Below are 12641 nucleotides of genomic sequence, written 5' to 3'. Positions count from 1 at the left end.
CTGATGATACTAGCAAATCATTTGTTGACACAATCGTTTCGAACCGTTGTTCTGAGGAAAATACAGACCAACGGGGAATCTGATGGCACTCGACGCCGGCCTGCGGGCGGCGATCCTGCAATCGGTCGAAGACAACTTCGACCGGCAGGTCGCCTATACGCAAAAGCTCGTCTCCTTCGCGTCGCAGCGGGGCGAGGAATTCACCATCCAGGACTTCATCCACGACGACCTCAAGGCGCGCGGGATGAAGATGGACCGGTTCGACATGGACGAGGCGGCGCTGGCCGCGCATGAAGGTGGCGCGCCGTTCTCCGCCACCCATTCGCGGGCGCCGATCGTGGTGGGGATCCATCACCCGAAGGCGGAGGCGGGGCGTTCGCTGATTTTGCAGCACCATCTGGATGTGGTGCCCGTCGGCCCGCGCGACATGTGGGAGCACGATCCCTATGGCGGCGCCATCATCGGGGACTGGATGTATGGCCGCGGCGCGGGAGACATGAAAGCGGGCGCGGCGGCCAATGTCTTCGCGCTGGAGGCGCTGAAGCGGATCGGGCTGCAACCGGCGGCGACGGTCTATCTGCAATCCGTGGTGGAGGAGGAATCCACCGGCAATGGCGCGATGCAGACCTTTCTGCGCGGCTATACCGCCGATGCCGCGCTGATCCCGGAGCCAGAGCATGAAAAGCTGGTGCGCGCCGGGCTGGGGGTGCTGTGGTTCAGCGTCGAGGTGCGCGGGATTCCGGTGCATGTGCGCGAGATGGGCGAGGGTGCGAATGCGATCGACGCCGCCTACCGGCTGATCGGATCGCTGCGCGAGATCGAGGCGAAGTGGAACGCCGAGCGCGACCAGCATCCCGAATGCGCCGGTGAGCCGCATCCGATCAACCTCAACGTCGGCATCATCGAGGGCGGCGACTGGGGCTCCTCGGTCCCGGCCTGGTGCCGGTTTCAGGTGCGCGTGGCGATCTATCCGGGCCAGAAGGCGCGCGAGAAGTTCCGCGAGATCGCCGAACATGTGGCGGCCTTTTCCCGCGGCGACCGGTTCCTGGCGCAAAACCCGCCGGTGCTGACCCAGAACGGCTTCAATGCCGAGGGCTATATCCTCGAGCCCGGCTCGGAGGCCGAGACGATCCTTGGCGCCGCGCATGAGGCCGCGTTCGGCGCCCCGCTCGAGACCTTCATGACCGCGGCCTATCTCGATGCCCGGGTCTATGCGCTCTACAACCGGATCCCGACGCTCTGCTACGGGCCGGTCTCGAAGGGCATCCATGGGTTTGATGAGGCCGTGAGCCTGAGTTCGGTCAAGCGCGTGACACAGGCGATGGCGCTGTTCATCGCCGAATGGTGCGGCACAGAGCCAATCTGAGCCGCGCCCTCCTCCCGGGTTCGCGCCCCGGCACCTATCGGTGCCGGCAGGCTGCGCATACCCTCCATAACCCCGTAAATTCAACATCTTACACGAACCGCCCAGATATGAAGCAGCCCGGATATATGTTCATAACCTCCTGTATTTCCTTCCGGAATCCTGCTCACGCCGCAGGCACCGGGCCGCACCATGGAAAATTCCCGGAGCGGCGACAATTCTGGGTTGCCCGCCTGGAAAATCGTCGTCTACGCTCCGAGTCATGATTGACGACAATCGTCATTGCTTCCTTTCGCCAGCTTCAGGAGACCCCGAATGTTCGACCGCCCGTTCCGTTCCGGCTTTCTCACCACCACGCTGATGTCGCTGTGCCTCGGCACCGCCGGCATCGCGGCGCAGGCGGAGACGACCGTCACCGCCGTGATGCATGCACCGCTGCGCGCGGTCGATCCGGTGATCTCCACCGCCTATATCCTGCGCAACTACGGCTACATGGTCTATGACACGCTGCTGGCACGCGACAGCGCCGGCAAGCCGCAGCCGCAGATGGCCAGCTGGACCGCCTCGGAGGATGGCAAGAGCTACACGCTGACACTGCGCGACGGGCTGAAATGGCACGATGGCACGCCGGTGACCGCCGAGGATTGCGTCGCCTCGCTGAAACGCTGGAGCCAGATCGACAAGACAGGCCAGGTGATGGCCTCGCTGCTGGAAGGCTATGAGGTCAAGGACGACAAGACCTTCACCATGACCTTCAAGGAGCCGACCGGCATCGCGCTGATTGCGCTGAGCAAGCCCTCGGGCCTCGCCCCGTTCATGATGCCGAAGGCCGTGGCAGAGACGCCCACCAGCCAGCCGATCACCTCCACTATTGGCTCGGGCCCGTTCAAATTCGTCGAGGCGGACTACAAGCCCGGCGTGAGCGCCACGTTCGCGAAGAACCCCGACTACCTGCCCCGCAGCGAACCGGCCGACGGGCTGGCCGGCGGCAAGGTGGTGAAGGTGGACAAGGTCGTCTGGACGACGATGCCGGATTCGATGACGGCGGTGAATGCGCTGCTGTCGGGCGAGGTGGATTTCTACGAGCAGATCCCGCATGACCTGCTGCCGCTGGTGGAGGGCAACCCGGATTTCACCACCGCCGTGTACAAGAAGCAGGGCAGCCAGAACTTGGTGCGGATGAACCAGCTGCAGCCGCCCTTCGACAACCCGAAGATCCGTGAGGCGGCACTGCTCGCGCTCGGGCAGCAGGCGATGCTGGATGCCCAGGTCGGCGCCGGGTCGCAATATGGGCAGACCTGCCCGGCCGTCTTCGGCTGCGACAGCCGCTTTGCCGCGGATTATGCGGCGGACAAGATCGTGGCCCCGCATCCCGAGGAGGCCAAGGCGCTGCTGAAGGAGGCGGGCTATGACGGCAAGCCGATCCTGCTGATGCATGCGACGGACCTCGCGAGCCTCGCGCCGCAGGGCCCGGTCGTGGCGCAGCAGCTGCGCGATGGCGGCTTCACGGTGGATATGGTCTCGATGGACTGGGCCAGCGTGGTGGCGCGGCGCGCCTCCAAGGCGCCGGTGGCCGAAGGCGGCTGGAACATGTTCTCGACCACCAACGTGCTGCCCGACGTGGGCGACCCGATCGGCTTCATCGGCGTCGCTGCGGGCGGGGCTTCGGCCTGGTTCGGCTGGCCCGACGTCCCCGCGATCGAGGAGCTGCGCGGCGCGCTCGCCCGCACCGCCGACCCGGCCGAACAGGCCAAGATCGGCCAGGAGATCGACAAGCTGGTGATCGACAATCAGGTCATGCTGCCGATGGGCGAATTCTACAACGTCACCGTGAAATCCGCGAAGCTCACCGGCCAGCTCGATGCCGAGGCGCCGGTGTTCTGGAACATGGAAAAGGCCGACTGATGCTCGGTTTCGTCGTCAAGCGCGTCCTGTCGGCCATCCCGGTGCTGCTGATGGTCGCGGTCATCGTCTTCCTGGTGCTGCGGCTGTCGCCGGGGGATCCGGCGGTGATGATCGGCGGGCCGAATGCCACGCCGGAGCAGCTTGATGCGCTGCGCGAGAGCATGGGCCTGAACCGGCCCCTGCTGGAGCAGCTGGTCCTCTGGATGGGCGCCATCGCGCAGGGCGATTTCGGGCTCTCGCTGGTCTCGGGCAAGCCGGTGACCGCGCTGATCCTCGACCGGTTCGGCCCGACGCTGGCGCTCAGCCTGACGACGGTGACCCTCGCCGTGCTGGTCGCGATCCCGCTTGGGGTCGTGGCCGCCTGGCAGCAGGGCAAATGGATCGACCGGCTGGTGATGGCGGGCTCGGTGATGGGCTTCTCGGTGCCGGTGTTCATCATCGGCTATATCCTGATCCTGGTCTTCGCGCGCGGGCTCGGCTGGTTCCCGGTGCAGGGCTACAAGCCCATGTCGGCCGGGCTGTGGGAATTCGCCTCGCGGCTGGTGCTGCCCTCGGTCGCGCTGAGCTTTCCCTATATCGCGCTGATTGCCCGGATCGTGCGCACCAATGTGATCGAGGTGATGAACGAGGACTATATCCGCACCGCGCGCGCCAAGGGCATGACCGAGCGCGCCGTGCTCACCGATCATGCGCTCGGCAATGCCGCCGTCCCGATCGTGACGATCATCGGCGTTTCCATCGCCATGCTGATCGGGGGGGTGGTGGTGACCGAATCCGTATTCAACATTCCCGGCCTCGGGCGGCTGGTGCTGGAGGCGGTTCTGGCGCGCGATTATACCGTGATCCAGGCGGTGATCCTGCTGTTCTCCACGATCTATGTGTTCATCAACCTCGGCGTCGATCTGCTCTACGGGCTGTTCGATCCGCGCATCCGGTATTGAGGGGGCACCCATGACCAAGACGCTCGACCTCCCCGACATGGCCGGCGCCGAAGGCCGCGGCCTCGGCCGGATCCTGCGCGACGTATTGTCGAGCTGGCCCGCCCGGATCTCGGCCGTCGTGCTGGCGCTGATCGTGCTGGGCGCGGTCTTCGCGCCCTGGCTCGGCACGGTGGACCCGGTGAAGCTCGACCCGGCGCTGCGGCTCAAGGGCATGAGCGCCGCGCATTGGCTCGGCACCGACAGCTTCGGCCGCGATGTCTATTCCCGCATCGTCTATGGCGCGCGGATCTCACTCGCGGTCGGCGCGGGCACGGTTCTGGTCTCGGTGCTGCTGGGCACGTTCTTCGGGGTGATCACCGGCTATTTCCGCTGGGCGGATCTGATCGTCATGCGCTTCATGGACGGGCTGATGGCGATTCCGGGCATCCTGCTCGCCATCGCGCTGGTGGCGATTTCGGGCGCCACGCTCACGACCGTTCTGATCGCGATCGCGGTGCCGGAGATCCCGCGGGTGGCGCGGATGGTGCGCTCCGTCATCCTCGGCGTGAAGAACGAACCCTATGTGGAGGCGGCCTCCGTCCTCGGCACCGGCGTGTGGCATATGGTCTGGCGGCACATGCTGCCAAATACGGTCGCGCCGCTTCTGGTGCAAGGCACCTATATCTTCGCCTCCGCGATCATGACCGAGGCGATCCTGAGCTTCCTCGGCGCGGGCGTGCCGCCCGAGACCCCCTCCTGGGGCAACATGATGGCCGATGGCCGGACCTTCTTCCTGCTGAAGCCGGAACTGATCCTCTACCCCGGGCTGATGGTCTCGCTGACGGTGCTCAGCGTGAACATGCTGGGCGATGTGCTGCGCGACCGGCTGGATCCGCGCATGGCGAAACGGCTGTGAGGGCGCTGTGATGACCGATACCCCCGTTGTCCTCGCCGTCGAGGACGTGACCATCGACACCCGCCCGGCCGGCGCCAAACCGATCGTGCGCAACATCGGCTTCACCGTGCGCGAGGGCGAGACCGTCTGCATCGTCGGCGAATCCGGCTCCGGCAAATCCGTCACCTCGATGGCGGTGATGGGGCTCTTGCCGAAGGACGCGCTGCAGGTCACCGGCGGGCGGATCCTGCTCGATGGCGAGGACGTGCTGCAGGCGAGCCCGGCGCGGATGCGCGCGCTGCGCGCCTCCAAGGTGGCGATGGTGTTCCAGGAGCCGATGACCGCGCTCAACCCGGTGAAAACCGTGGGCGCCCAGATCGACGAAGTCCTGCGCCTGCACACCAGGCTCCCGGCCGCGGAGCGGCGCAAGCGCGTGCTCGACATGATGGAGCGCGTGCATCTGCCCGATGTGGAAAAGCTCTACGCCCGCTATCCGCACCAGCTTTCGGGCGGGCAGCGCCAGCGGATCGTCATCGCCATGGCGCTGATCCTGCGCCCGCGCCTGCTGCTGGCCGACGAGCCCACCACCGCCCTCGACGTGACCACGCAAAAGCAGATCCTGCATCTGATCAAGGAGCTGCAGGAGCAGGAGAAGACCGCCGTCGTCTTTGTCACCCATGATTTCGGGGTGGTGTCGGAAATCGCCGACCGGATCGTGGTGATGAACCGCGGCGATCTGGTGGAGACCGGCACGCGGGATCAGATCCTGTCTGCGCCGCAGCAGGACTATACCCGGATGCTGGTGTCCTCGGTGCCGAGCCTGATCCCGCGCTGCGATCCGCCGGAGCCAAAAAGCCCGAAGGTGCTGGAGGTGATCGGCCTGCTGAAGCGCTATGGCAACAAGGGGCTGATGCGCGACAGCTCCTTCGTCGCAGCCCAGGGGATCTCCTTCACGGTGCGCAAGGGCGAGATCACCGGGATCATCGGCGAATCCGGATCGGGCAAATCCACCGTGGCGCGCTGCGTGATGCGGCTCACCGAGCCCTCCGAAGGCGCGGTGGTGCTCAATGGCCAGGACATCGTGCCGCTGGCCAACCTGCGCGGGGTGCGCAAGCAGGTGCAGTACATCTTCCAGGACCCGTACCGCTCGCTGAACCCGCGCCGCACCATCGGCCAGTCGCTGATGGAGGGGCTGGTGAACTATGGCGTGCCGGAGGCGGAGGCGCGGCGCAAGGCGGCCGAAACGCTGGAGATGGTGAACATGCCCGCCGCGGTGATGAACCGCTTCCCGCACCAGTTCTCGGGCGGGCAGCGCCAGCGCATCGCCATCGCCCGCGCGGTGGTGATGGAGCCGGACCTGCTGATCGCGGACGAGGCGGTCTCGGCGCTGGATGTGACGGTGCAGGCGCAAGTGCTGAAACTCCTCGAAGACATCCGCACCAATACCGGGGTCTCGATCCTGTTCATCACCCACGATCTGCGGGTCGCGGCGCAGATCTGCAACACGATCGTGGTGATGAGCCGCGGCCGGATCGTGGAGCAGGGCCCCGCGCGCGACGTGCTGGCCTGGCCCGCGCATGCCTATACCAAGGCCCTGATCGACGCGGCCCCCGCGCCGGACTGGGATTTCCAGAACTTCCGTCCAGCCCAGAAGGCTCTCTGAGATGCGTATCCTCTTCGCGGGTTTCCAGCATGAAACCAATACCTTCGCCCCCGATCTGGCCGATGATGCGGCCTTCGCCCATGGCGGCGGCTTTCCGGGCCTGTGCCGCGGGGAGGAGGTGGTGCGCGCTCTGGTGCCCACCGCCAACATACCGGGCGCAGGCTTCCTCGCCGCCGCACGGGAGGCGGGCGCGGAGGTGGTGCCGATCCTGTGGTGCGCGGCCTGCCCTTCGGGCCATGTCGCGCGCGAGACCTACGAGCGGATCGCGGGCGAGATCGTGAACGGGATTCGCGCGCGGCTGCCCGCGGATGCGATCTATCTGGATCTGCACGGGGCGATGGTGGCCGAGCATGTCGAGGATGGCGAGGGCGAGCTTCTGTCCCGGATCCGCGCGATCACCGATGTGCCAGTGATCGTGAGCCTCGATCTGCATGCCAATGTGACGGCGCGGATGGTGGAGCTCGCCGATGCGCTGGTCGCGTTCCGCACCTATCCGCATGTGGATATGGCCGAGACCGGGCGCCGCGCCTTCGCGCTCCTGCGCCGACGGCTGGCCGACGGGCCCTTCGTGAAGGCGATGAGCCGCATCCCCTACATGATCCCGATCTGCTGGCAGGCCACGGAAGAGGACCCCGCCCGCGGCCTTTATCAAAGTCTCGCCCGGATCGAGGCCGCGCATGGACTGCCGAGCCTGTCCTGGGCGATGGGCTTTCCGGCGGCGGATTTCCCCGAATGCGGCCCGGTGGTCTGGGGCTATGGCGCGGAGGCGGAGGCCGCGGTGGCAGCACTTGCGGCCGAAATCCGCGCGGCTGAGGCGCAGTTCGAAGGCCCGCTCTATGCGCCCGATGCGGCGGTAGCGGCGGCGCTCTCGCTGAATGCGCGCGGCCAGCGGCCGGTGGTCATCGCCGATGCGCAGGACAATCCCGGCGCGGGCGGCAGCTCCGATACGATGGGGCTCGCGCGCGCGCTCGTTGCGGCCGGGGCGCCCGATGCGGCCGTGGGCGTCATTCACGACCCGGCCGCGGTGCGCGCGGCGCAGGCGGCGGGGCTGGGCGGCACGGTGACGCTCGCGCTCGGCGGCAAGACCGGAGATGGCCCGCTGCAGGCGGCCTTCACCGTCGAGGCGCTGTCGGATGGCAAGCTGCGCACCTATGGCCCCTATTACGGTGAGCGCGACATGGATCTCGGCGCGTCCGCGTGCCTGCGGCTCGGGGGGGTGCGGCTCCTCGTCGCGAGCCAGAAGGCGCAGCTCGCCGACCGCGAGATGTTCCGCTATCTGGGCGTGGAGCCCACCGATACCGATATCCTCGTGGTCAAAAGCGCAATCCACTTCCGCGCCGATTTCCGCCCGATCGCGGCCGAGATCCTCACCGCCACCGCCCCGGGCGCGATGATGATGCGCGCCACCGACTGGGCGTGGCACCACCTGCCCGAGGGGCTGCGCCTGATGCCCGGCGGCCCGGCCTACAGCCCCGCGAAGGAGACGGCGTGATGGAGCTCTGGCGCCTTTCGGCCGCGCAGACGGCCAACCTCATCCGGCTGAAGCAGGTCTCGGCGACAGAGGTCGCCGAGGCGGCGCTCGCGCGGCTCGATGCGGTGAACCCGGCGCTGAATGCTGTGGTGGACCACAATCCCGAAGACGTGCGCGCACAGGCCTCCGCGGTGGATGCGCAGATAGCGCGTGGCGCAGCCCTGGGGCCGCTCGCCGGTGTGCCGGTAACGATCAAGATCAACATCGACCAGAAGGGCTATGCCACGTCGAACGGGCTGCGCGGCAAGGCCGACCTGATCGCCACGGAAAACAACCCGGTGGTGGATGGCTTCCTGCGCGCGGGCGCGGTGCTGCTGGGGCGCACCAACACACCCGCCTTCAGCGCGCGCTATTTCACCGACAACCTGCTCCATGGAGCCACGAAAAACCCGCGCGACCCGGCCCTCACGCCCGGCGGCTCCTCGGGCGGCGCGGCGGCGGCCACGGCCGCGGGCATCGGCTGCATCGGCCATGGCAACGACATCGGCGGCTCCGTGCGCTATCCGGCCTATGCCTGCGGCATCCATGGGCTGCGCCCCGGGCTCGGCCGGGTGCCCACGTATAACGCCACCGGCCCGGACCGCAGCATCGGCTTTCAGCTGATGTCGGTGCAGGGGCCGCTCGCGCGCACGGTGCATGATGTGCGGCTGGGCTTTCAGGCGATGGCCGGGCGCGACATCCGCGACCCCTGGTGCTTCGAGGCTCCGCCCTGCCCGCAGCCCCCGCGGCTGGCGGCCTTCTGCGCCCATCCCGAAGGCATCGAGACCGCGCCCGAAGTGGAGGCCGCGCTGCGCGACGCCGCCCGGCGGCTGCAGGATGCGGGCTGGACGGTGATCGAGCTCGACGGCCTGCCGCCCCTGAAGGAAGCCAGCCTGATCATGCACAAGCTCTGGATCGCCGATGCGCCGGAGCGGATCCTTGCCGCGGCCGAGGCCGAGGGCGACCCGGGCGCGCTTTTCGCCATGCGCGGCGCGATGGACTGGGTCGGCCCCGTCAGCATCACCGAATTCGGCGATACGCTGACCCGGCGCGCGGCGCTGGTACGCGCCTGGGCGGAGCTCTTCGAGCGCTACCCCGTTTTGCTGATGCCGGTCTCCTCGGAGCTGCCCTTCCCTGTGGATGCAGACCTCCGGAATGGCTTCCGCTGGCTGACGGAGCGGCAGTATTTCATGGCCGGGCCGCCCGCGATCGGGATGCCCGCGCTCACCGTCTCCACCGGCATGGTGGGCACAGCGCCGGTGGGCGTACAGATCCTGGCCGGGCGCGGCCGGGAGGAGTTCTGCTTTGCCGCGGGCGAAGCGATCGAAGCCCGCGGCACCCCCCCTTCCCCGATCGACCCCCGAGCCTGACATGACCATCACCGATATCCGTTCCCCCAATCTCTCGCGCGGGCTGCGCATCACGAAGCCCGCCACCCGCGGCCCCGGCGGCATCGTCACCGCGCAGAACCGGCAGGCCGCGCATATCGGCGCCGAAGTGCTGCGCGCGGGCGGCACGGCGGTGGATGCGGCCATCGCCACCTCCTTCGCGCTCGGGGTGCTGGAGCCCTGGATGAGCGGCATCGGCGGCGTCGGCGCCATGCTGGTGCGCCCGGAGGGCGGCGCCGTCACCGCAATAGACGCCGGCGCCCGCGCCCCCGCGCGGCTGGACCCGGCCGACTTCCCGCTGGTGGAGGGCAAGGACGGCGACCTGTTCGGCTGGCCCAATGTCCTCGAGGACCGCAATGTCATCGGGGCGAAGTCGATCTGTATTCCGGGCCTTCTGCGCGGGCTCGAGGCGGCGCATGCGCGCTTCGGGCGGATGCCCTGGGCGGAGCTGGTGGCGCCCGCCGTGGCGCTGGCCGCCGAAGGGCCGCTGGTCGATGCGCAGATGACGCTCTGGATCGCGCAGGACATGGGCCGGCTGCGCCGCAACGCGGCCTGCGCCGCCTGGTTCCTGCCGGGCGGGCTGCCGCCTTCAGCGCCTGCGGCGGTCTCGGGCAAGGTGCTGCGGCTGCCGAATGCGGCCCTCTCCGCCACGCTGGCCCGGATTTCGGCCGAAGGCGCCGCGGCGCTGTATACCGGCGAGATCGCGGCCGCGCTCTGCGCCGATATACAGGCGCAGGGCGGCTATCTGGATGTGGCGGACCTCGCGGGCTTCCGCGCCGTGGCGAGCGAAGCCGCCTCCGAGCCCTTCCGCGACCGCACCGTGCATCTGGTGCCCGCGCTGAACGGCGGCGTGACCGTCGCGCTCGCGCTGCGCCACCTGAACGCGGAGGCCCCCGCCCCCGGCGCGCAGGGCACGCTGCGCAGCGCCGAAGCCATGGCCCGCGCCTGGGAGCACCGCTTCGCCCATCTGGGCGATGGCGCCGAACGCACCCTGCCCAGCTGCACCACGCATCTGTCGGTGATCGACCGCAACGGCATGGCGGTGTCGCTGACGCAGACGCTGCTGTCGTTGTTCGGCTCGGGTGTGGTCTCGCCGCAGACGGGCATCTTGCTCAACAACGGGGTGAACTGGTTCGACCCGCGCCCCGGGCGGGTGAATGCCATCGGTCCGGCGAAAAAGGCGCTGGCGAATTATGCGCCGATGATGATGACCGGCCCGGATGAGGACGTGATCACCATCGGCGGCTCCGGCGGGCGCAAGATCCTGCCCGCGGTCTATCAGGCGCTGATCCACCTGGCCGATGAGGGGATGGAGCTGGAGCAGGCGATTGCGGCGCCGCGCTACGACCTCTCGGCGCCGCCCGTGCTGGTGGCCGATGCGCGGCTCGGGCAGGAGGCGGTCGATCTGCTGGCGACAGTGTTTCCGGTGGTGCTGACGGAGCGGCTGGAGCATCCGAACAATTTCACCACGCTGGGCGCCGTGCGCCGGCGCGACGGTATCAATGAGGGCATGGCCGAGCCTTGGCACGCCTGGGCCGATGCGGTCCAGGAGGGCGCGGCGCTGATGCCCGGCGAAGGAGAATGAGATGACCGAGCTCTGGTCCCTGCCTGCAACCGCGATCGCCGCCATGGTGCGCGCGCGCCAGGTCTCCGCCGTGGAGGTCGCGCAGGCGTCGCTCGCGCGGATGGAGGCGGTGAACCCCGCGATCAACGCGGTGGTGGAGGCGCGCCCCGAAGAAACGCTGGCCGCCGCGGCGGCGGTGGATGCGGCGCTGGCCGCCGGGCGCGATCCGGGGCCGCTTGCGGGCGTGCCGGTGACGATCAAGGTCAATGTCGATCAGGCGGGCTATGCCACCACCAACGGCATCACTGCGCAGAAGGATCTGATCGCGCAGGCGCACAACCCGGTGGTGGAAAGCCTGCTGTCTGCCGGGGCGGTCTGTGTCGGGCGCACCAACACGCCCGCTTTCAGCTACCGCTGGTTTTGCAACAACCTGCTGCATGGCCACACCTACAACCCGCGGCGCCGCGACCTGACACCCGGCGGCTCCTCCGGCGGGGCGGGCTCCGCCACGGCGGCCGGGATCGGCGCGATCGGCCATGGCACCGATATCGCCGGCTCGATCCGCTATCCGGCCTATGCCTGCGGCATCCATGGCCTGCGCCCCTCGCTCGGGCGGGTCGCGGCCTATAATGCCACCGGCAAGGACCGCACCATTGGCGGGCAGATCATGGCCGTCTCGGGCCCGCTCGCGCGGACGGTGGACGACCTGCGCCTCGGCCTCGCGGCCATGGCCCGGCCCGATCCGCGCGACCCGTGGTGGATGCCGGTGCCGCTCACCGGCGCGCCCGTCGCGCGGCGCGCGGCGCTGTGCCTGCGCCCGGACGGGATGCAGACCGCGCCGGAGCTGGAACAGGCGCTGATCGCCGCGGCCGAGCGGCTGCGCGATGCGGGCTGGCAGGTCGACGAGATCGACGCGCTGCCGCCGATCGAGGAAGCGGTGGGGATCCAGCTCACGCTGTGGTTCGGGGATGATTATCCGGGCCTCGTCGCCGCGGCGGAACGGGAGGGAGACCCGGGCGCCCTGGCGGCGCTCGCCGGGCAGCGCGCATTCGCGCGCAGCCTCGGCATGGCCGAATTCTCCGCCGCGCTGTCGCGCCGTCTCGGGATCGCGCGGGAATGGTCGCTGTTCATGGAGCGCTATCCGGTGGTGCTGCTGCCGCCCTGCGCCGAGCTGCCCTTCGCCGACGATCTGGACCTGCGCAGCCCGGAGGATTATACCCGCGTCTGGCGCGCCCAGATGACGATGATCGGCCTGCCGGTCACGGGCCTTCCCAGCCTCACGCTCAACACCGGGCTGATGGCGGATGGCACGCCGCTCGGCATCCAGATCGTCGCCGGGAAATACCGCGAGGACGTCGCGCTGGCCGCGGCCGAGGCGATCGAGGCACGCCAGCCGCCCGTGACCATCGCCACCCCCTGAGCCGCCTGAGCCG

Annotated in this window: 9 protein-coding genes; all 9 read left to right on the top strand. The window is 68.7% G+C overall.

Annotated elements, in window-relative coordinates:
* Positions 1 to 82: 82 nt before the first annotated feature.
* The 9 genes from ACOMG5_RS02885 (at position 83) to ACOMG5_RS02845 (ending at position 12628) form a co-directional block, all read left to right on the top strand.
* Complete coding sequence (locus tag ACOMG5_RS02885; RefSeq protein ID WP_420342275.1) at positions 83 to 1366, top strand: ArgE/DapE family deacylase; 1284 nt, start codon at positions 83 to 85, stop codon at positions 1364 to 1366.
* Between the two features lie 312 nt (positions 1367 to 1678).
* Positions 1679 to 3268, top strand: a complete 1590-nt coding sequence (locus ACOMG5_RS02880; RefSeq protein WP_420342274.1) for an ABC transporter substrate-binding protein — start codon at positions 1679 to 1681, stop codon at positions 3266 to 3268.
* On the top strand, positions 3268 to 4209 hold the full coding sequence (locus ACOMG5_RS02875) for an ABC transporter permease (RefSeq protein WP_420342273.1): 942 nt from the start codon (positions 3268 to 3270) through the stop codon (positions 4207 to 4209). Before ACOMG5_RS02880 ends, ACOMG5_RS02875 begins: the two co-directional genes overlap by 1 nt.
* A 10-nt stretch (positions 4210 to 4219) precedes the next feature.
* Complete coding sequence (locus tag ACOMG5_RS02870) at positions 4220 to 5104, top strand: ABC transporter permease (protein ID WP_420342272.1); 885 nt, start codon at positions 4220 to 4222, stop codon at positions 5102 to 5104.
* 10 nt (positions 5105 to 5114) lie between these two features.
* Complete coding sequence (locus ACOMG5_RS02865) at positions 5115 to 6746, top strand: dipeptide ABC transporter ATP-binding protein (protein WP_420342271.1); 1632 nt, start codon at positions 5115 to 5117, stop codon at positions 6744 to 6746.
* A 1-nt stretch (position 6747) separates the two neighbouring features.
* On the top strand, positions 6748 to 8238 hold the full coding sequence (locus ACOMG5_RS02860) for a M81 family metallopeptidase (RefSeq protein WP_420342270.1): 1491 nt from the start codon (positions 6748 to 6750) through the stop codon (positions 8236 to 8238).
* Positions 8238 to 9626 carry an amidase family protein gene (locus tag ACOMG5_RS02855; protein WP_420342269.1) on the top strand — a complete coding sequence of 463 codons (1389 nt, stop codon included), beginning with the start codon at positions 8238 to 8240 and terminating at the stop codon, positions 9624 to 9626. The genes ACOMG5_RS02860 and ACOMG5_RS02855 overlap by 1 nt, the downstream gene beginning before the upstream one ends.
* A 1-nt stretch (position 9627) precedes the next feature.
* Positions 9628 to 11229 carry a gamma-glutamyltransferase gene (locus ACOMG5_RS02850; protein WP_420342268.1) on the top strand — a complete coding sequence of 534 codons (1602 nt, stop codon included), beginning with the start codon at positions 9628 to 9630 and terminating at the stop codon, positions 11227 to 11229.
* 1 nt (position 11230) lies between these two features.
* The gene (locus tag ACOMG5_RS02845) at positions 11231 to 12628 is read left to right on the top strand and encodes an amidase family protein (protein ID WP_420342267.1); all 1398 of its coding nucleotides are present in this window, start codon (positions 11231 to 11233) and stop codon (positions 12626 to 12628) included.
* The last annotated feature ends 13 nt before the right edge of the window (positions 12629 to 12641 follow it).

This window comes from Paenirhodobacter sp., assembly GCF_041916475.1.
Taxonomy (GTDB): domain Bacteria; phylum Pseudomonadota; class Alphaproteobacteria; order Rhodobacterales; family Rhodobacteraceae; genus Rhodobacter.
The sequence above is the reverse complement of the archived record's forward strand: the minus strand, read 5'-3'. Positions and strand labels throughout refer to the sequence as shown.